The organism is Brevundimonas albigilva, assembly GCF_023503965.1.
Taxonomy (GTDB): Bacteria; Pseudomonadota; Alphaproteobacteria; order Caulobacterales; family Caulobacteraceae; genus Brevundimonas; species Brevundimonas albigilva.
This window is the reverse complement of sequence record NZ_CP097298.1, coordinates 337,443-359,667: the sequence shown is the minus strand read 5'-3', so window position 1 is coordinate 359,667 and position 22,225 is coordinate 337,443. Positions and strand designations below refer to the sequence as shown.

General features: G+C 70.1%; 20 protein-coding genes and 4 pseudogenes. 7 read left to right on the top strand and 17 right to left on the bottom strand.

Annotated features, from left to right (window positions below; genetic code table 11):
- Nucleotides 1–42 precede the first annotated feature (42 nt).
- Nucleotides 43–627 (bottom strand): phosphoribosylglycinamide formyltransferase, encoded by a 585-nt coding sequence (gene purN, locus MU852_RS01905; RefSeq protein WP_283843734.1) that lies wholly within the window; start codon nucleotides 625–627, stop codon nucleotides 43–45.
- A gap of 4 nt (nucleotides 628–631) precedes the next feature.
- Nucleotides 632–1,669, bottom strand: coding sequence for a phosphoribosylformylglycinamidine cyclo-ligase (purM, locus tag MU852_RS01900; protein ID WP_249750786.1), 1,038 nt, complete (start codon nucleotides 1,667–1,669; stop codon nucleotides 632–634).
- A gap of 81 nt (nucleotides 1,670–1,750) precedes the next feature.
- On the opposite strand from purM, the gene rnd reads away from it, so the two are divergent.
- Nucleotides 1,751–2,902, top strand: coding sequence for a ribonuclease D (rnd, locus tag MU852_RS01895; RefSeq protein ID WP_249750785.1), 1,152 nt, complete (start codon nucleotides 1,751–1,753; stop codon nucleotides 2,900–2,902).
- A gap of 18 nt (nucleotides 2,903–2,920) precedes the next feature.
- On the opposite strand, the pseudogene MU852_RS01890 reads toward rnd, so the two are convergent.
- From MU852_RS01890 to MU852_RS01870, 5 genes and pseudogenes are all read right to left on the bottom strand, one after another.
- A pseudogene (locus MU852_RS01890) lies at nucleotides 2,921–4,407 on the bottom strand (Ppx/GppA phosphatase family protein).
- A gap of 3 nt (nucleotides 4,408–4,410) precedes the next feature.
- Nucleotides 4,411–6,531: pseudogene (locus MU852_RS01885) on the bottom strand (RNA degradosome polyphosphate kinase).
- A gap of 169 nt (nucleotides 6,532–6,700) precedes the next feature.
- Nucleotides 6,701–7,225: a DUF3617 domain-containing protein gene (locus MU852_RS01880; protein ID WP_249750784.1), complete on the bottom strand. Its 525-nt coding sequence runs from the start codon at nucleotides 7,223–7,225 to the stop codon at nucleotides 6,701–6,703.
- Between the two features lie 40 nt (nucleotides 7,226–7,265).
- Nucleotides 7,266–8,003 (bottom strand): P-loop NTPase family protein, encoded by a 738-nt coding sequence (locus MU852_RS01875; RefSeq protein ID WP_249750783.1) that lies wholly within the window; start codon nucleotides 8,001–8,003, stop codon nucleotides 7,266–7,268.
- 103 nt (nucleotides 8,004–8,106) lie between these two features.
- Nucleotides 8,107–8,394, bottom strand: a complete 288-nt coding sequence (locus tag MU852_RS01870) for a YciI family protein (RefSeq protein ID WP_249750782.1) — start codon at nucleotides 8,392–8,394, stop codon at nucleotides 8,107–8,109.
- Between the two features lie 143 nt (nucleotides 8,395–8,537).
- Here MU852_RS01870 and aspS point away from each other — a divergent pair, with 143 nt between their 5' ends.
- Nucleotides 8,538–10,370 carry an aspartate--tRNA ligase gene (gene aspS / locus MU852_RS01865; RefSeq protein ID WP_249750781.1) on the top strand — a complete coding sequence of 611 codons (1,833 nt, stop codon included), beginning with the start codon at nucleotides 8,538–8,540 and terminating at the stop codon, nucleotides 10,368–10,370.
- Nucleotides 10,371–10,445: 75 nt separating this feature from the next.
- On the opposite strand, the gene MU852_RS01860 is transcribed toward aspS, so the two are convergent.
- The 4 genes from MU852_RS01860 to MU852_RS18350 all read right to left on the bottom strand — a co-directional run bounded on the left by MU852_RS01860 (nucleotide 10,446) and on the right by MU852_RS18350 (nucleotide 14,494).
- The gene (locus tag MU852_RS01860; protein WP_249750780.1) at nucleotides 10,446–11,333 is read right to left on the bottom strand and encodes a pentapeptide repeat-containing protein; all 888 of its coding nucleotides are present in this window, start codon (nucleotides 11,331–11,333) and stop codon (nucleotides 10,446–10,448) included.
- Between the two features lie 81 nt (nucleotides 11,334–11,414).
- A complete protein-coding gene (locus MU852_RS01855; RefSeq protein WP_249750779.1) occupies nucleotides 11,415–11,909 on the bottom strand; it encodes a pentapeptide repeat-containing protein in 495 nt (164 codons plus the stop codon).
- Nucleotides 11,910–11,966: 57 nt separating this feature from the next.
- Nucleotides 11,967–12,776 (bottom strand): TSCPD domain-containing protein, encoded by an 810-nt coding sequence (locus MU852_RS18355; protein WP_488225929.1) that lies wholly within the window; start codon nucleotides 12,774–12,776, stop codon nucleotides 11,967–11,969.
- A 1,079-nt stretch (nucleotides 12,777–13,855) separates the two neighbouring features.
- A complete protein-coding gene (locus tag MU852_RS18350; RefSeq protein ID WP_488225926.1) occupies nucleotides 13,856–14,494 on the bottom strand; it encodes a hypothetical protein in 639 nt (212 codons plus the stop codon).
- Nucleotides 14,495–14,788: 294 nt separating this feature from the next.
- Between MU852_RS18350 and MU852_RS01845 the strand changes: the two genes are divergently transcribed.
- The 3 genes from MU852_RS01845 (at nucleotide 14,789) to MU852_RS01835 (ending at nucleotide 16,176) form a co-directional block, all read left to right on the top strand.
- Nucleotides 14,789–15,181, top strand: coding sequence for an NADH:ubiquinone oxidoreductase subunit NDUFA12 (locus tag MU852_RS01845; protein ID WP_249750777.1), 393 nt, complete (start codon nucleotides 14,789–14,791; stop codon nucleotides 15,179–15,181).
- Nucleotides 15,178–15,840 (top strand): DUF2155 domain-containing protein, encoded by a 663-nt coding sequence (locus MU852_RS01840; RefSeq protein ID WP_249750776.1) that lies wholly within the window; start codon nucleotides 15,178–15,180, stop codon nucleotides 15,838–15,840. The genes MU852_RS01845 and MU852_RS01840 overlap by 4 nt, the downstream gene beginning before the upstream one ends.
- A 186-nt stretch (nucleotides 15,841–16,026) precedes the next feature.
- Nucleotides 16,027–16,176, top strand: coding sequence for an EF-hand domain-containing protein (locus MU852_RS01835; protein ID WP_249750775.1), 150 nt, complete (start codon nucleotides 16,027–16,029; stop codon nucleotides 16,174–16,176).
- On the opposite strand, the gene lepB is transcribed toward MU852_RS01835, so the two are convergent.
- The 5 genes and pseudogenes from lepB to aroQ all read right to left on the bottom strand — a co-directional run bounded on the left by lepB (nucleotide 16,173) and on the right by aroQ (nucleotide 20,048).
- Nucleotides 16,173–16,937: a signal peptidase I gene (lepB, locus tag MU852_RS01830; protein ID WP_249750774.1), complete on the bottom strand. Its 765-nt coding sequence runs from the start codon at nucleotides 16,935–16,937 to the stop codon at nucleotides 16,173–16,175. The two genes, MU852_RS01835 and lepB, sit on opposite strands and share 4 nt — an antisense overlap.
- A gap of 91 nt (nucleotides 16,938–17,028) precedes the next feature.
- Nucleotides 17,029–17,717: pseudogene (gene aat / locus MU852_RS01825) on the bottom strand (leucyl/phenylalanyl-tRNA--protein transferase).
- Nucleotides 17,714–19,065: pseudogene (accC, locus tag MU852_RS01820) on the bottom strand (acetyl-CoA carboxylase biotin carboxylase subunit). The pseudogenes aat and accC overlap by 4 nt, the downstream one beginning before the upstream one ends.
- An 8-nt stretch (nucleotides 19,066–19,073) precedes the next feature.
- Nucleotides 19,074–19,556 carry an acetyl-CoA carboxylase biotin carboxyl carrier protein gene (accB, locus tag MU852_RS01815; protein WP_249750773.1) on the bottom strand — a complete coding sequence of 161 codons (483 nt, stop codon included), beginning with the start codon at nucleotides 19,554–19,556 and terminating at the stop codon, nucleotides 19,074–19,076.
- A gap of 45 nt (nucleotides 19,557–19,601) precedes the next feature.
- Nucleotides 19,602–20,048: a type II 3-dehydroquinate dehydratase gene (aroQ, locus tag MU852_RS01810; protein WP_249750772.1), complete on the bottom strand. Its 447-nt coding sequence runs from the start codon at nucleotides 20,046–20,048 to the stop codon at nucleotides 19,602–19,604.
- Nucleotides 20,049–20,388: 340 nt separating this feature from the next.
- Between aroQ and thiS the strand changes: the two genes are divergently transcribed.
- Nucleotides 20,389–20,589, top strand: a complete 201-nt coding sequence (gene thiS / locus MU852_RS01805) for a sulfur carrier protein ThiS (RefSeq protein ID WP_249750771.1) — start codon at nucleotides 20,389–20,391, stop codon at nucleotides 20,587–20,589.
- Nucleotides 20,590–20,651: 62 nt separating this feature from the next.
- A complete protein-coding gene (locus tag MU852_RS01800) occupies nucleotides 20,652–21,440 on the top strand; it encodes a HisA/HisF-related TIM barrel protein (protein WP_249750770.1) in 789 nt (262 codons plus the stop codon).
- Here the strand turns inward: MU852_RS01800 and MU852_RS01795 are convergent.
- Nucleotides 21,437–22,207, bottom strand: a complete 771-nt coding sequence (locus tag MU852_RS01795; protein WP_249750769.1) for a DsbA family protein — start codon at nucleotides 22,205–22,207, stop codon at nucleotides 21,437–21,439. The genes MU852_RS01800 and MU852_RS01795 overlap by 4 nt on opposite strands.
- Nucleotides 22,208–22,225 lie beyond the last annotated feature (18 nt).

Genomic DNA, 22,225 nt, shown 5'->3' with positions numbered 1-22,225 from the left:
CGGCACATTACAGAAATATAATGCGACAGGAAGTCGCAGGGGTCAGGTCCTGGGCAGAGCGCGGCAGAAGGCGTCCAGCGCCCGCGGGTACAGCTGATGCTCGGCCGTCAGGACGCGCTGGGCCAGGGTCTCTGTCGTGTCGCCGGCCAGGATCGGAACCCGCGCCTGATCCAGGATCGGCCCCTCGTCCACGCCTTCGGTGACCAGGTGCACGGTGCAGCCGGCCTCGGCGTCACCGGCCGCGATGGCGCGGGCGTGGGTGTCCAGGCCGGGATACAGCGGCAGCAGGCTGGGGTGGATGTTCAGCATCCGCCCGCGCCAGGCGCCGACCAGCCACGGCGTCAGCACCCGCATATAGCCGGCCAGGGCCACGACCTGGGCGTGGGCCGTCCGCAGAGCCGTGTCCACCGCGCGTTCGTGAGCCGCACGGTCCTGGCCGTATGGTCGATGCGGGATGACCGTGGTGGCGACGCCCTTGGCCCCAGCGACGGCCAGGCCGCCGGCGTCCTCGACGTTCGACAACACCAGCGCGACCTCATAGGCGCTGTCGGGCGCCTGCCCGGCGTCGATCAGGGCCGCCATGTTGGAACCGGCCCCGGAGATCAGGACCGCGACGCGCGTCTTCACCGGGTCAGGCCGCTTCCAACTGGCCGCAGACGAAGGCGACTTCGCCCGCGTTCAACAGGGCGGCCAGCACCGGCTCGGCGTTCTCGGGCGCCACGATCAGAATGAAGCCGACGCCGCAGTTGAAGGTGCGGCGCATCTCGTGGTCGCTGATCCCGCCGGTCTCGGCCAGCCACTGGAAGACCTGCGGCATGGGCCAGGCGTCCCAGTCGAAAGAGGCCTTCAGCCCCTCGGCGATGCAGCGCGGCGGATTCTCGATCAGGCCGCCGCCGGTGATGTGGGCCGCGCCCTTGACCAGGCCCGCCTTCATCAGCGGCAGAACCGGCTTCACATAGATGCGGGTCGGCTCCATCAGGGCCTGGGCCAGCGAGCGGTCCTTGGCGAACGGGGCGTCGTCGCCCCAGCCCAGGCCGGACTTCTCGACCACCTTGCGCACCAGGGAATAGCCGTTGGAGTGCGGCCCGGTGGAGGCCAGGCCGATGATGACGTCGCCGGCCGCCTGGCGATCCAGATAGGGCAGGGCGTGGCCGCGCTCGACCGCGCCCAGGCTGAAGCCGGCCAAGTCGTAGTCGCCGCCGCCGTACATGCCCGGCATTTCGGCGGTCTCGCCGCCGACCAGGGCGCAGCCCGCCTGGCGGCACCCCTCGGCGATGCCCGACACCACCCGCCGCGCCGCATCGATCTCCAGCTTGCCGGTGGCGTAATAGTCGAGGAACAGCAGCGGCTCGGCGCCCTGGGCCAACAGGTCGTTGACGCACATGGCCACCAGATCGACGCCCACCCCGTCATGGCGGCCCGTCTCGATGGCGATCTTCAGCTTGGTGCCGACTCCGTCGGTGGTGGTGACGATCAGCGGGTCCTCGAACCCGGCGGCCTTCAGGTCGAACAGGGCGCCGAATCCGCCCAGCGACGGCTCCGAACCCGGGCGCGCCGTGGACTTGGCCAGCGGCTTGATGTGCTCGACCAGCATCTCGCCCGCGTCGATGTCCACGCCCGCATCGGCGTAGGTCAGGCCGTTCGAGAGGCGGTTGTCGGTGTCGCTCATGGGTCACGGACCTGAATCAGAGGCGGAAATGTGTCGCGGCGCTCTTGCCACAAGGGGATCGCGCGGGGCTATAGCATCGGAATGACGCCGATCACCACAAATGAGGCGCTGGCTGACTTCTGCGCCCGCCTTTCCTCCGCGCCCTTCATCACGGTCGACACCGAGTTCATGCGGGAGACGACCTACTGGCCCCGGCTGTGCCTGATCCAGGCCGCCTCGTCCGATCACGCCGGGATCATCGACCCGATGGCCGACGGGCTGGACCTGGAGCCGTTCCTGGCCCTGCTGCGCGATCCGAACATCGTCAAGGTCTTCCACGCCTGTCGCCAGGACGTGGAGATCTTCGTGCGCCTGGGCGCCATGCCCAAGCCGCTGTTCGACACCCAGGTCGCGGCCATGGCCGCCGGGTTCGGCGAACAGGTCGCCTATGATTCGCTGGTGCGGCAGACGCTGCGGATCGAGGTGGACAAGGGCAGCCGCTTCACGGACTGGGCGCGCCGGCCGCTGTCGGAGAACCAGCTGGTCTATGCCCTGGGCGACGTCACCCATCTGGCGGCGCTTTACCCCAAGCTGCGCGACCGACTGCAGAAGGAGGGGCGGCTGGAGTGGGTGATGTCGGAAATGGAGGCGCTGACCGACCCGGCGCTCTACGACACCAATCCGGAAAACGCCTGGAAGCGGCTGAAACCCAAGAAGTTCTCGTCCAAATATCTGGCCGCCTTCAAGGCGGTGGCCGTCTGGCGTGAACGCGCGGCGCAAGAGCGGGACCAGCCGCGCGGCCGCATCCTCAAGGACGAGGGCGTGGACGAGATCGCCCAGCAGGCGCCGACCGACCCCGACGCCTTCAACCGCCTGCGGTCCGTGCCCAAGGGTTTCGGCGGCTCGCGCCTTGGGCTGGAACTGGCCGAGGAGCTGAAGCGTGTGCTGGCGGACCCGGAGGCGCACGCCCCCGAGCTGCAGCGTCCCGCGCACCGCCAGCCGGCCCCGCCCTCGGTCGTCGAACTGCTGAAGGTGCTGCTGAAGGCCAAGAGCGACAACGCCGGCGTGGCCTCCAAGCTGATCGCCACCGTGGCCGATCTGGAACAGATCGCCATCAACGACGACGCCGACATCGACGCCATGAAGGGCTGGCGTCGCCAGCTGTTCGGTGAGGACGCGCTGAAGCTCAAGCGCGGCGAGATCGCCCTGGTCCTGAACGGCGCGCGCGTCGAAGTGGTCGAGATCGAGGGCTGAGGACCCAGGGCGTCCTGCCTAGATCGCCAGCGACAGCCCCATCGTCTCGGCCAAGGCCCTGGCGCGCCTGCGGGTTTGTTCGCCCAGCAGCACGTCGGCGTAGCCCTCGGTCGCGCTGAGCCGGAGCTCGCCCTTGGTCACGACGGCGCGCGCGTTGGCCAGCAGTTGCGGCGCCCGCCCCGAAAGGTCGCAGGCCAGACGGATGGCCTGGCCCAGGGCCCGCGCCCGTCGGCCCGCATCCTCGTCCAGCAGGCGGTTGACGGCTTCGGGCTCGGGGGTCGCGGCGTCGCCGCCGTATCGGGCGTTGAGCGCCGCGGCTAGGAACGCGCGCTCGGCATGGGTCTGCCCGGCCACCGGCGCGCGCAGCACCTGGTCGAACACCAGCTCAACGCGGTGGTCCGGATGCAGCCGCGCTCCCAGGTCGGCCAGGTTGCAGGCCGCCGCCGTCAGCACGTCGTCCCGCGTCTTCCCGAACGCCGAGGGCAGGGCCGCGACAACATCGGCGATCCATCCCTCCAGCGCGCCCGGCAGGGCCGGGGCGACCCCCTGGCGCAGGCCCAGGGCCGCGGTGCCCGCCAGAAGCGGATCGGTGTTTCGGATCGTCTCGTCCAGGGTCTCGAACACCAGCCTTCGCGCACCCCCCAGGCGGAGATCTCGATCCGCTTCAGCCCCAGCCGTCCGATCAGGCCCTCCAGCACCAGGCCGGCGTAGGGCAGGGTCTCGGCCCGCTTCTTCGACACCCCAGGCAGCTTCTCCAGCCCGCCGCGCGACTGGCGCGCCACCAGGCGGGCCGTCTCCAGCGCCTCCTCGGCGCTCAGGGCGTACTGGTGCACGACCCGCAGCGGATAGTCGCGCAGGCCCATGTGCACCTGCGCCAGCGTCCGCCACGCCCCGCCCACCGCATAGAGGGTGTCGGACTGGAAATCGCGGGCGACCGGCTTCAGCCGACCGTCGATGGTCCGGCGCAGGCGATCGGCGTCGAAGCCCGTCGGGTCCAGCAGGGCGAACGGACCCAGCGGCAGGGTCAGGCCGTGCTCCACGCCGTCGCCGTTCAGTCGCGTCAACTCCAGGCTGGCGCCGCCCATGTCGGCCGAGACGCCGTGCGCGTCCGGCGCGCCGGCCAGAACGCCCATTGCGGCGTATTTGGCCTCTTCCTCGCCCGACAGGACGCGGATGCGCAGGCCCGTCTCGGCGGCCACGCGCTCGCAGAACTCGGGTCCGTCGGCGGCTTCGCGCACGGCGGCGGTGGCGGCGATCAAGGTGCGTTCGGGCCGCACCCCTTCCAGCACGGCGGCGAAGCGGCGCAGCGCCGTCATCGCCAGGGTCACCCCCTCCGGCGACAGGCGGCCCGTGGCGGCCAGGTCGCGCCCCAGGCCCGCCAGAACCTTTTCGTTGAAGACCGTCCAGATCGCGCGGCCTTCCAGCCGATACAGGACCAGGCGGACCGAGTTGGAGCCGATGTCGATGGCCGCGATGTCGCGCGACGGGGGCAGGGCCTCGATCATCCGTCAGCGGGGCTCGTAGCGCAGCACGGCGGGCAGGGTCTTCACCTTACGCCCGCGGCCCGACAGGCTGGGGTTCGTCATGAAATACTTGTGGGCCGAGAAGGGCCGCTCCGGATCGGCGGGCATGACACGGGTGTATCGTCCATCGGCGTCCAGAACCCAGCTCTGGGCGTCGTCCTTCAGATTGGCGACCATGATCTGGTCCAGCACCTGGTCGTGGACCGTGGCGTTGCGGATCGGCGTCATCAGCTCGACCCGGCGGTCCAGGTTGCGCGTCATCCAGTCCGCCGAGGAGATGAAGACCTTGGCCCTGTCATGCGGCAGATCCTTGCCGTTGGCGAAACAGACGATGCGGCTGTGCTCCAGGAAGCGGCCGACGATGGACTTCACCCGGATGTTTTCCGACAGGCCGGGCACGCCCGGGCGAAGGCAGCAGATGCCGCGCACCACCAGGTCGATGCGCACGCCCCACTGGCTGGCCCGGTAAAGGGCGTCGATGATCTCGACGTCCACCAGCGAATTCAGCTTCACCCAGATGGCCGCCGGCTTGCCCATCGCCGCCGCCGACATTTCCTTGCCGATCAATTCGATCAGCGTGGATTTCATGTTCAGCGGCGACACCACCAGCGCCTCTAGGTGGTCCGGGGTCGCATAGCCGGTGATGTAGTTGAACACCTTGCTGGCGTCTCGCCCCAGGACGGGATCGCAGCTGAACAACGACAGGTCCGTGTAGATCTTGGCCGTGACCGGGTGATAGTTGCCGGTCCCGAAGTGGCAGTAGGTCTTCAGCCCGTCGCCTTCGCGTCGCACGACCACGCTCAGCTTGGCGTGGGTCTTGTATTCGACGAAGCCGAAGACGACGTGGACGCCGGCCCGCTCCATCGCCCGCGCCCAGCGCAGGTTGGCCTCCTCGTCAAAGCGCGCCTTTAACTCGACCAGGGCGGTGACGTTCTTGCCGTTCTCGGCCGCCTCGATCAGGGCGGCGACGATGGGGCTGTCCTTGGAGGTGCGGTACAGCGTCTGCTTGATGGCGATGACGTTGGGATCGCGCGCCGCCTGACGCAGGAACTGTACCACCACGTCGAAGCTCTCGAACGGGTGGTGGATCAGCATGTCCTTCTCGCGGATCGCCGCGAAGATGTCGCCGCCATTGTCGCGCACCCGTTCGGGATAGCGCGGCTCATAGCCTCGGAACTTCAGATCCGGATGGCCGCCCGAGATCAGTTCGGCCAGTTGCGCCAGCCCCAGCATCCCGTCCACCAGCACCACGTCCTGCGGCGCCGCCTCCAGTTCGCCGACGATGAAGTCGCGCAGGTCGGCCGGCATGGAGGCCTCGATCTTGACCCGCACCACCGAGCCGAGACGGCGCTGCTTGAGCGCTTCCTCGAACTCCAGCACCAGGTCCTCGGCCTCTTCCTCGATCTCGATGTCGGAATCGCGGATCAGGCGCAGCACGCCCTTCTCCTGGACCTCGCAGCCGGGGAACAGGTGGTCGATGAACAGCAGCAGCACATTCTCCAGCGAGAGGTAGCGCTTGCGACCGGGGGTGGAGCGGCCGTCCGTCGGCAGCTCCCAGAAGCGACGCACCTGGGTGGGCACGGGCACCAGGGCGTAGAAGGTTGGTCTCGCCCTTGCGCTTCAGCTTCAGCGCCAGGGAGAATCAAGGTTCGGCAAGAAGGGGAAGGGGTGCGCCGGGTCGATGGCCAGCGGCGTCAGAACGGCGAACAGCTGGTTCAGGAACTCGGGCTCCAGCCGCTCGCGCTCGGTCTTGGTGATGCGCTCTCGGTCCACCACCTCGATGCCGGCGGTGGCGAGCTCCTTCTTCAGCTGCCGCCAGCGCAGCTGCTGCTCGGCCATCAGTTCGCCGGCCGCGACGTTGATGCGGTCCAGCTGTTCGGCGGGCGTCAGGCCGTCGGCCGACAGAACGCGCACCCGCTCGCGCTGCTGTCCCTTCAGGCCCGCCACGCGGGTCATGAAGAACTCGTCCAGATTATTGGCCGAAATGGACAGGAACCGCAGCCGCTCCAGCAGCGGATGGTTGGGATTGGCGGCCTCTTCCAGCACGCGCTCGTTGAAGGCCAGCCAGGAGGTCTCGCGGTTGAAGAAGCGCGCCGGCGACGCCATCAAAGCTTCGTCCAGCGCCAACTGCGGGGCGCGGGAGGCGGGGACTTCCTGGCCCCGGGTCACGTCATGGATGGCTGCGTCGCTCATGAGACGTTTGTCGCGCGCCACTGTGACGGCCGCAAGCGCGCGACGGTGAAATCGCGACGCGGCGTCGACCGGCGGCGCGGGATCAGTCGACCACCGTGTCGGGAGACACGCCTGCCGGACAGTCCCCCAGCCGCTTGGCGTCGATGGCGGTGGTGGTCGTCGTCATCTCCTGCGGCACGTTGACGCCCGAGGCGCGACTGGCGATCCGAACCTGATAGGCGGTGTTCAGGTCGCCGGAGACCTGACCGTCCGAAACGACCGTCATGCCCTGGGACTCGCAGACGGAATGGAAGGCGGCGCCGCCCGGCGCGGGGCTGGCCGTATTCTCGCTGCAGGTCACGCCGGGTTGCGGCGCGTTGAAGGGATTGGCGCCGGAGGTCGGGGAGCCCACGCAGACCCGGACCGTCGTGGGCTGCGGCAGGGAATCGCCCGATATGACATGTTCCCACAGGCCCGGCCGGGGCGCGGGCGCCGTTCCGGCAGCCGCTGGCGCGGCCTCGGCCCGGGCGGCGGCTTGCGCGGGGGCGGCCGCACCGCTCTGGTCGTCGGAACAGGCGGCCAAAAGGGCGACGGTCGCGGCCGAAGCCAGGCCGATCTTGAAACGCATACGGAACGATCCTTCACCGCGACGGCGACGCCGCGGCCTGTCAACGGCCGGGACGGCGCGCCGGTTGCGGCGGCGCCGCATGGTTCAGTCCTCGTCCGTCGCCGCTTCGCCGTCCAGCGCCAGCCGCGCCAGCGCCCGCGTCACCGGACGGTGCAGGGCGTCCAGCCGTTCGACCGCACGGCTCGCCGCCTCGGCCGAACGGTCCAGGCGCCGAACCAGATAGTCGATCACGTCGTCGGCGGGGGTGATGCTGCGCTCGGCGAAGCGCGCGCGCAGGATCGCCGCCATCACGGCGTCGTCGGGCTTCCACCGCCACGACGCGGATCGCGTCCAGCCGGGAGCGCAGGTCGGGCAGGGCGCTGGGCCAGGCGCGGGGCGGATCACGACTGACCAGCAACAGGGCGCCGCCGCCCGCCGCCGCCAGGTTGATCAGGTGAAAAAGGCTCTCGTCGTCGGCGTCCTGGGCGCGGTCCAGCAACACCGGGCGGCCTTCCAGCTCCGCCGCCTCGATCAGCGCGGCCTCGGCGCCGTGCAGGGCGATCGCCCCGACCCGCTCGGCCCAGGCGGCGGCCAGGCGGCTCTTGCCCGATCCCGCCGGTCCATGCAGCGCCAGCGTGACGCCCACCCCGTCGGGCCACCGCGCCAGCACGCCTGCCGCCTCGGCGTTGCAGGCGGATTCCACCAGGGCCTCGGACACGCCCAGGCTCTCCAGCGGCAGGCGAAGCTGCTGCGGGGGCGTGCGCGGGGGCGCTGGAGCCGGGGCGGGGCGGGCGGACATGATCCCGGCATAGCAGACCGCGGCGTTAACCGCGCTGGGCCCGCCCTGTTGGTTCCGGGGAGCGCCGCAGGCCCCTGTGGATGGTTTTCACCGCCGGCGGCGGTCAGGCGAACGGGACGAGCGCCGGATTCGCCTTGCCCGCCTTGAACTCGGTCACGGCGTGGTCGGCCAGGCCGTGGACCTGGAAGGGGTCGTCCTTGAGCAGGGTTTCGAGCGCGTCCTTGGTCAGGGCGCTGGACACCACCAGAACGCCGCCGGTGCGCGGAACCATCGGTCCCGCGGCGACGATCAAGCCGCTGGCCACGTGCTGGTCCAGCCATTCGCGGTGCTCGGCCGTCCGCGCCTCGATCGCCTCGATGGGCTGAGTGTAGGTGATGGTGACGATGAACATGGGCGCTCTTTCCGATCCGGACGCCCGCTATCGCGCGCCGGAGCCCGGTTTGCAACGGCCCGAACCTTGACTTTCGGGGGCGATGATGCGCCCTACGCCGCTTCCGATTTCAGCCGCCGCGCGGCCCTGTCCAGACGATTCTCATGCACGCCTATCGCTCCCACACCTGCGGCGCCCTGCGCGCCTCCGACGCTGGTTCCGCCGTTCGCCTGTCCGGCTGGGTGCACAGGAAGCGCGACCACGGGGGCCTGCTGTTCATCGACCTGCGCGACCACTACGGCCTGACGCAGCTGGTGCTGCACCCCGAAACGCCCGGCTTCGACGCAGTCGAGCGTCTGCGCGCCGAAAGCGTGATCCGTGTCGACGGCGAGGTGGTCGCCCGCGACGCCGCCGTGGTGAACCCCAACCTGCCGACCGGCGAGATCGAGGTGCGCGTGCAGGGCGTCGAGGTCCTGTCCGAAGCCGCCGAACTGCCGCTGCCGGTCTTCGGCGAGCCGGAATATCCCGAGGAAATTCGTCTCAAGCACCGCTATCTCGACCTGCGCCGCGAGACCCTGCACAAGAACATCGTGCTGCGTTCGCGCGTGATCCAGTCGATCCGCAACCGCATGTTCGGCCAGGGCTTCCTGGAGTATCAGACCCCGATCCTGACGGCCTCGTCGCCGGAAGGCGCGCGCGACTTCCTGGTGCCCAGCCGCCTTCATCCCGAGAAGTTCTACGCCCTGCCGCAGGCGCCGCAGCAGTTCAAGCAGTTGCTGATGGTCTCGGGCTTCGACCGCTATTTCCAGATCGCGCCCTGCTTCCGCGACGAGGACCTGCGCGCCGACCGTTCGCTGGAGTTCTACCAGCTCGACGTCGAGATGAGCTTCGTCACGCAAGAGGATGTCTTCGCGGCGATCGAGCCCGTCATGCACGGGGTGTTCGAGGAGTTCGCCGACGGCAAGCCGGTCTCGCCCATCGACCAGACCCAAACCTTCACCAACGACTTCGGCGAGACGTTCGAGCACAAGGGCTTCGAGCGCCTGACCTACGCCCAGTCGATGGCCTGGTACGGTTCGGACAAGCCGGACCTGCGCAACCCGATCAAGATGCAGGTCGCATCCGACCACTTCCGCGACGGCGGTTTCGGCCTGTTCGCCAAGATCCTGGGCGCGGACGAGAAGAACGCGGTCTGGGCGATCCCCGCGCCGACGGGCGGTTCGCGCGCCTTCTGCGACCGCATGAACAGCTGGGCACAGGGGGAGGGCCAGCCGGGCCTGGGCTACATCTTCTGGTCCGACGACCAGGGCGCCTGGGGCGGCCCGATCGCCAAGAACCTGGGTCAGGAGCCGACGCAGGCCCTGATGTCGTCGCTGGGCCTGGGCCAGGGCGACGCCGCCTTCTTCGTCGCCGGCGACCCGGCCGTCTTCGCCAAGTTCGCCGGCCTGGCCCGCACCCGCGTGGGGACCGAGCTGAAGCTGGTCGACGAGGACCAGTTCAAATTCTGCTGGATCGTCGACTTCCCCATGTTCGAATGGTCCGAGGAAGAGAAGAAGGTCGACTTCTCCCACAACCCGTTCTCGATGCCGCAGGGCGGGCTGGAGGCGCTGGAGACCCAGGATCCGCTGACCATCCGCGCCTATCAGTACGACATCGTCTGCAACGGCTATGAGCTGTGCTCGGGCGCGATCCGGAACCACAAGGCCGAGATCATGCTGAAGGCCTTCGACATCGCCGGCTACGACGCCTCGGTGGTCGAGGAGCAGTTCGGCGGCATGCTGAACGCCTTCCGCTTCGGCGCCCCGCCGCACGGCGGCCTGGCCCCGGGCATCGACCGCATCGTCATGCTGCTGGCCGGCCAGCAGGCCATCCGCGAGGTCATCGCCTTCCCGCTGAACCAGCAAGGCGAGGACCTGCTGATGAGCGCGCCGTCGCCGGTCGAGGACCGCCAACTAAAGGAACTGCACATCCGCACCGCCCCGCCGATCAAGGTCTGATCGGCGCCGCAGCCTCCGGAACGAAGAAAGGGGACGCCGCAGCGTCCCCTTTTTCATGCCCGGCGCGTCAACGCCCTATTGCTCTGAGGCGATGACCAGGTTGCGAACCCGGGGCGGCGCGGGCGGGGCCGGAGGGGTGCGGATGACCCTGACGCCGCCGCGGCAGGCCTGGGCGCTCAGTCGGCCGGGCAGGCGGGTCGAGCCGTCCCCGCAGGCCTCTCCGATCTGCGACTGGGTGAGGCCCCGGGCGTTCGAGAGGTCGGCGCCGCGGATGTCGGTGCGGCGCAGCGAAGCGTCCGAGAAGTTCGCCCGGCTGAAGCGGCCGCCGGTCAGGCGTGCGCCGTCCAGATTGGCGTCGGAAAAGTCCGCGCCCGAAAAGTCGCCATTCGACAGATTGGAGGCCGTGACCTCGGCGCCCGAGAAATCGGCCCCGCCGGCGCGCACATTGGCCAGGGTCGCGCCGAACAGCTCGCTGCCGGTAAAGTTGGCGTCGGGCAGGGCGGCGCCGTTGAAGTTCACGCCGTGCAGTTCGGCGCCCGAGAAATCGACGCGGGTCATGTTGGCGCGCACGAAAGAGGCGCCTTGGGCCTCGGCGCCGGCCAGGCTGGCGCCCGTGAAGTTGGACGAAGAGAAGTTGGCGCCGATGATCTGCACGCCCGAAAGGTTGGCGCGGCTGAAATCGCTGCCAGTGAAGTTGGAGCCCATCATCTCGGCGCCGCGCAGATTGGCGCCGACCAGGGTGGCGTTCATGAAGCTGGCGCCGGTGAAGGTGGCGCCCGACAGATTCCGTCCGGACAGTTCGCAGCGGTTGCAAGACCCGCCCAGCGACATGGAGCGCGCCACGTCGCGGTCCTGCAGGCTCATCTCAACCCCGGCCAGGGAGGGCGAGGCGACCATCATTCCGCCGACGACCAGCAGGGCGGCGCGGAGGCGGTTGGGGGACTGTCGGGCGATCTGTTTCACGAGACCTGAATGCCCCGAAACCCCGGCGCGACCTACTTAAATCGAGGTAACTTCGTTAAATCGCGGACAGGTTGCGGGCGCTCAGCAGGCGGGAATGCGCAGGCGCCCCGGCAGGACGGTGGAGCCGTCGCCGCAGGCCTGGTCCAGCTGGCGCTGCGTCAGGCCTGTGGCCCGCGCCAGCTGGGCGCCGGACAGGTTGGTTCCCGACAGGGTCGCGCCCAAGAAGTTCGCTCCCTCCAGATAGGCGCCGACGAAGCTGGCGTTGGTCATATTGGCGCCCGAGAAGTTCGAACTGGAGAAGACGCCGCCATAGGCCTCGACATCGCGCAGGTCGGCGTTGGAGAAGCGGGTGCGGTTCATCACGCTCAGGCTCAGGTCCGACTGGCGCAGCCGCGATCCCGACAGATTCAGACCGCGCGCCTCCAGACCCGAAAAGTCGCCCTGGAACAGGTTGCAGCCGGCGCAGCTGCGGCCCGCCTGCACGCTGGCGATCTGGCCGGCGTTTTGCGCAACGACGGGCGTGGCGAGCGCCGCCACGGCGGCGGCGATCAGGCTCAGGCGGATTGTGCGTTTCATGGACCGGGCTCCGACGGTTCGTCGTTTCTCAGCAAACCCTAGGCCACATCCCTTAACTTAGCCCTGATCCGCGCCGATCTGGCCCGGAGAGGCCCCGCAGGTGTCGCAGACCCAGCCGGGGCCGCGTTGCTGCAGGCTGAAGTCGCCGCACGCCGGGCAGGCGACGGCCTGGGTGGTCGTCGTGGCGCGCGGCTCAGGCTCGGCCTTCTTGCCAAAGGGCAGCACGACCAGATTGTCCGGCGCCGAGCCGCGGGCGAACCCCTTGGAAATGAAGCGGGCGGCCGGCACCGCCTCGCCCTGGGGCTTGTCGGCCAGGCCGTCGGCGTCGTCGTCCGGCGCGGCGTTGGCCAGTTCGTGCCGGTCCAGGTAGGACACGCCCAGTTCGCGGAAGATGTAGTCCAGGATCGATGTGGCCGACTTGATGGAGTCGTTGCCGGTGACCCGACCCGCCGGCTCGAACCGGGTGAAGACGAAGGCGTCCACGAACTCGTCCAGCGGCACCCCGTATTGCAGGCCGATGGAGATGGCGATGGCGAAGTTGTTCATCAGGCTGCGGAAGGCGGCGCCCTCCTTGTGCATGTCGATGAAGATCTCGCCGAGTTCGCCGTCCTCGTAGCCGGTGTGGATATAGACCTTGTGCCCGCCCACGGCGGCTTTCTGGATATAGCCCTTGCGGCGATCCGGCAGCTTGCGGCGCGCGCGCTCGCGTTCGACGACGCGTTCCACGATCCGTTCCGGGGCGGGCGCAGGGGTTGGCGAAGGGCGGTGGGCCTCGACGCGGGGCTGCGGCTCGACCGTCGGCAGTTCCAGCAGGCGGCCGGCCGGGGCCTCGCGACGGACAAGGCGCACGGCCCGTCGCTGCTCCATCGCCGCCTCGCTCAAGGCGCGGGCCGCTTGCGCCGGGCCGGCGCGCCAGTCCAGCATCTCGGGCGTGGCGTCGGCCATGTCGCTGAAGGGCTCGATCACACGGCGCAGGTCGGCCTCCGCCGCCTCGGGGTCGGCCAGCAGGGCGGCGATCCCGGCCGGCGCGTCCGGCCAACCGCCCAGGTCGCCATGGCCGAACACCCAGCGCGCGGCCTCGGCCTCGGCCTCTTCCGACACGCCCAGCAGGGTCAGCAGCGGCCCGTCCCCGTCCTCCAGTCCCAGGACGTCGCGGATGAAGCCGGGGTCCAGCACGGGCGCGGAGAAGACGGCGTCGAACCTTTCGGCATCGGCCAGCGCCGCCTCCACAGCCGCCAGTTCGATGTCGGTGAAGCCCAGCGCCCGCAACTCGGCGTGGTCCAGGCCCGGGGCCTCGGCCAGGGTGCGCCGTCCGAACAGCCAGCGCTCGGCGCCCTCGACCTCGCCCCCGGCCGCCCGAATGGCGCCGGCCAGCACCGGATGCAGCCTGCGCCCGATCTCTCCGTCGGCGGTCTGGAAGCGGTCGACGGCGCGCGTCGCCCCCAGGCCCAGCCGCAGCCGCGCCTGCGCGTCCTCGACGAACAGGCCGATGGCGGCGTGCCGGCGCGGGCGGCGGGCGCGGGCCAGGCCGTTTAGGATCGAACCCGCCTGTTGGCCCGCCGGATGCTTCGACGTCCTCAGTCGGTTTCGCCGCGCCTTCAGCGTGTCCAGCGCCTCGTCCTGCGCCGTGTCCCAATCGGGCGCCGGCCCGCGCGTCAGGGCCAGGGTCGCGGAGGTGTCGGCCGCCGCCGCCGCGACCAGCGCCGCCACGGCGGCGACCGCGTCCTTGTCCAGGTCGGCGCCGGCCACGGCCAACAGGCCCTCCAGGCCGAGCGTCACCGCGCCGGGCGTTTCGCTCTCCAACTCCGCCGCCAGAACCGCCAGACGGGCCAGGTCCGCGATCACGGCCTCGGCGGATTCGCCGCCCCGTTCGACCGCCACGCCCAGGTTCAGCATCGTTCCCGTCGCCGGCGCCGCCAGGGCCTCGGCGTCGCGCGGGTCGAAGGTCAGGACCAGGCCGCCGTCCAGCGTCGCGCGGGCCGCCGCCAGGGTCTCCGGCGCGCCCGCCGCCATGCGCGCCCGGTCGGCGAGGGCGACCGTCGGCGCGGGCTCGGCGCGCGGCTCCAGCAACAGCGTCGTCCGTTCGCCATCGGCGGCGCGCAGGATGTCGGCGTCGGCGGCTCCGCATCGCCGCGCCAGGGCGGCCGCCCGCGCCAGGGCCGGGTTCCGGTTCGGATCGGCGCAGTCTCCGCGTGGTCCCCGCAGCGGTCGACCGCATCGGCCACGGCGTTCAGGGCCTCGGCCAGGGCTTCGGCCGCCTGGGCGCCCAGGCGCGCCGCCGCGCGGGCCGCCCGCGCCTGGTCCAGCGCCGCTTCTGCGGTCGGGTCCGAAAGATCGGTCGTGACGGTCGCCGCGCGGGGGGCGGCGGGCGCGATCAGGCCCAGGCGGACCGCTCCCGACAGGCCCGCGGCGAAGGCCTGGGCGGCGTCCGCCTCGGCGAACACGCCGACGTCGCGGCCTCGCGCGGCCAGCCGCTGGGCCCAAGCGTCCACGCCGCCGTCCAGCCAGCCGCCGTGGCCTTCGCCGCCTGACCAATCCAGCCACGCCTCGATCTGGGCGTCGGTCCAGCCGGCGGGCGCCTCCACCTCGCGCAGGGCCCCGTCGCGCTCGATGACGGGGTCTCCATCGCGACTCGGTCGGCCAAGGCGGCGAAGTCGGTTTGAATGCGCATTCCGGCGTCTCCCCGAGAGGCTCTCGGGGCCAAACTACGGTGAACGCGGTCGTGATCCAATATATGTGGTGGTCCCAACCCAGGTTTCCCACAAGATATCGATGCGGCTCTTGTCCCGCCGGCGCTGGACGAAGCCGGCTTGGGTTTCTATGATCGCGCCAGCCGCCGGACACTCCCGCCGCGGCCGTTTCTGCGTGGATGTGACGACGTGCTGAGCAAGATTTTCGGATGGTGGGACGGCGCCACGATCGGCACCCTGTTCACCATCGCCAAACGCGGCAAGCTGGTCGGCGAGGACGAGTTCGGCAACAAGTACTACGAGAGCCGCGACAACGTCAGCTATGACGGTCGTCGGCGTCGCTGGGTCGTCTATAACGGTTACGCCGACGCCTCGAAGGTCACGCCCGACTGGCACGGATGGCTGCGCTACACCTTCGCCGAGCCGCCGACGATCGCGCCCTTGCCGCGTCGCGCCTGGGAGAAGCCGCACCTGCCGAACCTGACGGGCACGCCGATGGCTTGGCGCCCTCAGGGTTCCCTGGCCGCCGACGCCCAGCGCCCGGCCGCCACCGGCGACTACGAAGCCTGGAGCCCCGAGTGAGGCTGAACCGCCTGCTGCTGGGCGGGGCGGCGCTGACCGCTGTCCTGAGCGCGGGCGCGGTGACCGCCAGCGTCCTGCAGGACGCGCCGCGCGACGCCCGGCCCGTCCAGTCCGGCGACCCCATCGGCGACGCCCTGCGCGCCACGTCGCCGGCGCCCTCGGCCGCGCCGGTGGAGGCGCCGCCCGCCGCGTCGCCCGCCCCCGCCAGCCCGGTGCCCGTGACGCCGCCGCCGGTCATCGTGGTGGCTCAGGACGCCGCCGTCGAGGAGGCCGCCCAGGCCGAGACCGAGCAAGAGGCGCCCGTCGCCGAAAAGGCCATTGACCAGCCCGAGGTCCCGGCGCGGCGCCAGCGGCGCAAGTTCGCCGTCGTGCAGGCCATCGACAAGGTGACGGCCGAAACCATGAAGTTCGAGGTCGAGGTCGGCGGTCGTCCCGTCCGCTTCAACCGCACCCTGATCGTCGCGGCGCGCGCCTGCGAGGTCTCGACGCCCGATGAACTGACCCAGGATTCCATCGCCTATCTGGACGTCTCCCTGGCGCCCCGCAACCAGGGCGAGCCGCGCCAGATCTTCCGCGGCTGGATGTTCGCCTCCTCGCCCGCCGTGTCGGGCCTGCAGAACCCGAGTTACGACGCCTGGGTGGTGGGGTGTAAGGACTAGGGACGATGGCGGTCAGGCCCTCTGCGAAAAAGAGCGAAACCGTCGAGTTCCGCCTGTCCCATGCCGACAAGACCGCCTTCATGGCCCTGTGCCGAGCCGAGGGGTTGACCGCCAGCGAGGCGATCCGGCGCGCCATCGAGGCGCGCCTGCGCCGTCCCGCCGAGCGAGCGCGGTCCTGGCGGCCGAATGGCGCTGGCCGCCGTCGTCGGTCTGGCTCTGGGCGCCGCCGCGGTTCCCGCCCTGGCGCAGGCCCTGTCGCCGTCCCGCGCCGCCTTCGAGCGCCTGGACCGCGACCATGACGGCCTTCTGACCTTCGAGGAATTCCGTCTGCGCTAGCGGATCGGACGCAGCAGCCGGTCGGTCTGCAGCCTGACCCAGGTCCACGGCTTGAGCAGGCTCGCGCCCGGCCGCCACGACGCCAGAACGAACTCGGCCCGCCCGATCAGGTTCTCGCTCGGCAGCAGGCCTACGCCGACGTCGCCCGGCCAACGGCTGTCCAGGGAGTTGTCGCGATTGTCGCCCATCACGAACAACTGCCCGGCCGGCACGTGAAACGCCGGCGTATCGTCGCCCGGCTGGCCGAAGCCGCGATCGTAGGTCGAATAGCTGCGGCCGTCGTCCAGAGTCTCGCGGACGACCGACACCGGCCGGTCGGGGGCGTCGTGGTCGCGCGCCTGGCCCATAGCGGTGCGGCGAACGGCGCGGCCGTTGACGAACACCTGGCCGCCCCGCGCCTGCACCGTGTCGCCAGGCAGGCCGATGACCCGCTTGATCCAGACCTGGCTCGTGTCGCTGGGCCGGCGAAACACCACCACGTCGCCGCGCGCCGGGCTGCGTCCCATAACACGGCCTGGCCGCATTGGAGGATCGAAGGGCAAAGACGCCGTGCTCCAGCCGTAGGCGAACTTCGACACCACGATGTAGTCGCCGGTCACCAGCCCCGGCTCCATCGATGAGGAAGGAATGGTGAAGGGCTGCACCGCCACGATGCGGACGACCAGCGCCAGCGCCAGTCCGGCGATCAGGAAGCGCAGGGCGTCCATCGCCTCGCGGCGGCGATCGGACTGTTCGGTCGGGACGGCGGACGATCGGGTCATGCGCTCATTCGGCGCCGCATCGCTCGCTTCCGCCAGCACGGTCGTGTCCGGACAGGCGCGAAAACGTGTCCGGACAGGGTGGCGGATGTCCTCAGGCGGCGGCCAGGGCGGCCGCCACCGCCTCTGCGCCGCTCATCGGCGCGAACAGCGCCGTCTCGTCCGGCCGCACCTTCAGCGCGGGCGCCAGTCGGCGCAGATAGGCGGCCTGGGGCGTCTCCACCGCGCCGAACTGGCTGAGATGCTCGGTCAGGAACTGCGCGTCCAGTAGCGTCCATCCGCCCTTTCGCAGGCGGGCGACCAGATGCACCAGCGCGACCTTCGACGCGTCGCGTTCGCGGCTGAACATGCTCTCGCCGAAGAAGGCGCCGCCCAGCGACACGCCGTAAAGCCCGCCGACCAGCCGGTCGTCCCGCCAGCACTCGATCGAATGAACGAAGCCCTGGGCGTGCAGGGCGCCGTACAGCCGCCGGATCGGCCCGTTGATCCAGGTGTCGTCGCGATCCGGCCCCTGCGCCGCCGCGCAGCCGTCCAGCACCGCCTCGAAGGCGGTGTCGACGCGCACGTCGAAAGGCTCGCCCCGCACGGTGCGCGGCGCAGGCGGCTGGGGATGTGGAAGGCGTCCAGCGGAATCACGCCCCGCTGGTCAGGCTCGACGATGAAGACGCGCGGGTCGTCGCGCGATTCCGCCATCGGGAAGACGCCCCTGGCGTAGCAGGCCAGCAGCGCTCCGGGGCCGAAGCCGTCGGAAGGGCCGCTGGCGCTGAAGCCGGGGTCGCTCAGGCTTCGCCCTTCTGACGCTTGGCCCACTTCTCCAGCCAGTGGATGTCGTAGTCGCCCGACAGGATGTCCGGCTCGGCCAGCAGCCTTTGGAACAGCGGAATGGTGGTGTCGACGCCCGAGACGACCATCTCGCCCAGGCTGCGCTTCAGCCGCGCGATCGCCTCCTCGCGGTCGCGGCCGTGCACGATCAGCTTGCCGATCAGGCTGTCGTAATAGGGCGGGATCGAATAGCCGGCGTAGATGGCGCTATCCAGCCGCACGCCCAGGCCGCCGGGCGCGTGGAAGTCGGTGATCGTGCCGGGCGAGGGGGTGAAGGTCTCGGATTCTCGGCGTTGATCCGCACTTCGATGGCGTGGCCTTCGAAGTGGATGTCGTCCTGGCTGAACGACAGCGGCAGGCCGGCGGCGATGCGGACCTGTTCGCGCACCAGGTCGACGCCGGTGATCATTTCGGTGACGGGATGCTCGACCTGCAGGCGGGTGTTCATCTCGATGAAGAAGAACTCGCCGTCCTCCCACAGGAATTCGATGGTGCCGACGCCCAGATAGCCGATGGCGGCGATGGCCTTGTTGACCGTCTCGCCGATCGTCTTGCGGCCCTCGGCCGACAGGGCGGGAGAGGGGGCCTCCTCCAGCACCTTCTGGTGACGGCGCTGCAGCGAGCAGTCGCGTTCGCCCAGGTGGACGACGTTGCCGTGGCTGTCGGCGATGACCTGGATCTCGATGTGGCGGGGTTTCTGGAGGTAGCGCTCCATATAGACCGCGCCGTTGCCGAAGGCGGCCAGCGCCTCGGACTGGGCGGTCTGGACCGCCTCGACCAGGTCGTCGGGCGTCAGGGCGACCTTCATGCCGCGTCCGCCGCCGCCGGCCGCCGCCTTGACGATCAGCGGGAAGCCAATGGACTTGGACGCCGCGATGGCCGCCTCGACCGTCTCGACCTCGCCGTCGGACCCCGGCACCACGGGGATGCCCGCGTCCTTGACCGTCTGTTTGGCGGTGATCTTGTCGCCCATCACGCGGATATGCTCGGGCTTGGGTCCGATGAACGCCATGCCGTGGGCTTCCACGATCTCGGCGAAACGCGCGTTCTCGGACAGGAAGCCGTAGCCGGGGTGGATCGCCTGGGCGCCGGTGATCTCGGCCGCCGCGATGATCGAGGGGATGTTCAGATAGGACTTGGCCGCCGGGGCCGGGCCGATGCAGACGCTCTCGTCGGCCAGCCGCACCCACATGGCGCCGCGGTCGGCTTCGGAGTGCACGGCCACGGTGGAGATGCCCATCTCCTTGCACGCTCGGTGGATGCGGAGCGCGATCTCGCCGCGGTTGGCGATCAGGACCTTGGTGAACATGGCCGGGCTCAGGCTTCCAGCAGGACGAGCGCTTCGCCGAACTCGACCGGCTGGGCGTCGCCGACCAGGATGTCGGCCACCACGCCGTCGCGCGGCGCCTGGATCGGGTTCATCGTCTTCATGGCCTCGACGATCAGCAGGGTCTGGCCCTTCTTGACCTTGTCGCCGGGCTGCACGAAGGGCGCCGCCTCGGGCGAGGGCTGAAGATAGGCGGTGCCGACCATCGGCGACTTCACCTCTTCGCCCGCGCGGGCCACGATGGCGGCCGGGTCGCTGGCCATGGCGGGCGCGACCGGAGCGGGCGGCGCGACCGGAGCGGCGGCGGCCGGCGCATAGTGGACCGGAGCGGCGGCCACGGTCACTTCGCGCTTCACCTTGATCTTCAGATCGCCGCGCTCGACCTCGACCTCGGTCAGGTCGGTGTCGTTCAGGATGTCGGCCAGCTGCCGCACCAGGGTCGCGTCGATGTCGTGCTTCTTGTCGTCGGCCATTGGATTTGCGCCTTGTCTTTCGTCTTGTTCTCGAACGGGGCGGGCTCAGCCGCGTTCCCGGATGCTGGTGAGGGCCGCCTGAACGGCCAGGTCATAGCCGGCCGGGCCGAAGCCGGCGATGACGCCGGTCGCCGCGGACGACACATAGGAGTGATGCCGGAACGGCTCGCGCGTCGCCGGATTGGACAGGTGAAGCTCGATCACCGGGATGGACAGCGTCTTCAAGGCGTCGCGAAGGGCCACCGAGGTATGGCCATAGGCCGCCGGATTGATGATCAGCGCATCGGCCACCTCGCGCGCCTCTTGGATCCAGTCGACCAGGACGCCCTCGTGATTGGTCTGGCGGAACACCACGGTCGCGCCCGCGGCGGCCTTGACGCAGCGCGCCTCGATGTCCGCGAGCGTCTCGCGGCCATAGATGTGCGGCTCCCGAACCCCGAGCAGGTTCAGATTGGGGCCGTTCAGCACATGGATGGCGGGCGTTTCGGGCATGGCCTCTGAATCGGCGTCCTTTCGGCGACGCAAGAGGGGCCTTTACCGGAGCCGCCGCCGGGGTCAAACGATCCGCGCACAAACTTGACCCCGCGTCACCGGCCCGGATCCCGCACGTCTTTTCCCATCAGTCCCGATCCGGGACGGCCAGCCCGAAAGGCGTCGAGATGGACAGGGAGGCCCGAATGGCGCTTCGCGCCTGCGTCGCCGTCTTCGCCGCGTTCGCCGCGACGGTGGCCGCGTGGTTCTTCGAAGCGGGCTGACCTCTGGCGAAGCGGGGGCGGGGGCTCTATGTCCCGGCCACCTCGTCCCACGACCTGATTGTCCGGAGACCCGCCCCTTGCGCCAGATTCAGCTGAACGGAGAGCCGCGCGGCGTGACGGCCGCCACCATCTCGGCCTTGGTCGAAGAACTGTCCCTGGACCCGCGCAAGGTGGCCGTGGAGCGCAATCTGGAGATCGTGCCCCGCTCGCTGCACGCCAAGACGCCGGTCAGCGACGGCGACCGCATCGAACTGGTCCAGTTCGTCGGCGGCGGGTAAGCGGGTCGAATTGCGACACGGACGGCTTTCGCCTTGACGCCAAGGGGATTAGGTCAGCAGCCATGACCGACATCGCCCCCGCCCCCGAAACCTGGACCGTCGCTGGCCGCACCTTTTCCTCGCGCCTGATCGTCGGCACCGGAAAATACGCCGACTACGCCCAGAACGCCGCCGCCGCCGAAGCCGCGGGGGCCGAGATCGTGACCGTGGCCGTGCGGCGGGTGAACCTGACCGATCCGAACCAGCCCATGCTGGTGGACTATGTGAAGCCCGACCGCTTCACCTTCCTGCCCAACACGGCTGGCTGCTTCACCGGCGAAGACGCGGTCCGCACCCTGCGCCTGGCGCGCGAGGCCGGCGGCTGGAGCCTGGTCAAGCTGGAGGTGCTGTCCAACACCGCCCACCTCTATCCCGACATGGTCGAGACGCTGCGGGCGCTGGACCTGCTGATCAAGGACGGCTTCGACGTCATGGTCTATTGCACCGACGACGTGGTCATGGCCAAGCGGCTGGAGGACGCCGGCGCCGCCGCCATCATGCCGGCCGCCGCGCCGATCGGCTCGGGCCTGGGCATCCAGAACGAGGTCAACGTCCGCCTGATCGTGGAGCAGGCCAAGGTGCCGGTGCTGGTCGACGCCGGCGTCGGCACGGCGTCGGACGCCACCCGGGCGATGGAGCTGGGTTGCGACGCCGTGCTGATGAACACCGCCATCGCCGGGGCCAAGGATCCGATCCGAATGGCCCGCGCCATGAAGCACGCCGTGATCGCCGGCCGCGACGCCTATCTGGCGGGCCGGATGCTCAAGCGGATGTACGCCGACCCGTCCTCGCCGCTGGCCGGTCTGATCTAGCGCTTCGCCGCCTCGATCAGCCGGCCGATTTCGGCCGGGTCGATGCTGGGGCTGGCGCGACCGTTGACGAAGAAGGTCGGCGTGCCCTGCAGCTGCAGCGCGGCCGCCGTGGTGTGGATGTCGGCGATGTGGCGCGTCGTGTCGATGCCCGAGATCGCCGCCTTGGCGCGGGTCATGTCGACGCCGTGTTCCGCCAGGATGCGATCGACCGCCTCGGGCGTCAGGGCCGGCTCGGTCATCAGGGCGTCATAGACGGCCAGATACTTGCCCTGCTGGTGCGCGGCCAGGGCGGCGCGGGCGGCGTATTGCGAGGTGACGTCCTCGCCCCGGTCCAGGATCGGCCAGTCCTTGAAGACGAACCGGACCTCCGGGTGGGCCGCCATCAGGGCGCGATAGTCGTGGGCCACCGCCTTGCACCCGGGGCAGCGGAAGTCGAAGAATTCGATCACCGTCACCTTGGCGTCCGCCGGACCGAAGGCCGGGTCGCGCGGATCCGGCTGCAGCAGGGCGGCGTTCGCCTGGGCCAGGTCGTTGATGGTCTCCACGCGCGCCCGGGCCTCCTTGTCCTGAAGGGCCACGCTGGCCTCCTGCAGCACCTCGGGGTGGTTCAGCAGATAGGACCGGACGTTGGCCCCGGTGAACCAGGGCGCCGCCGCCAGGCCCAGCGCCACGACCGACACGCCCAGCGCGACATAGCCGGCGCGGGCGCCGGTCAGCCAGGCGGTCTTGGAGGGCCGGGGTTCGGGCGCGGGAGCGGGATCGGTCATGAAGCCTGTCGGGTCTGA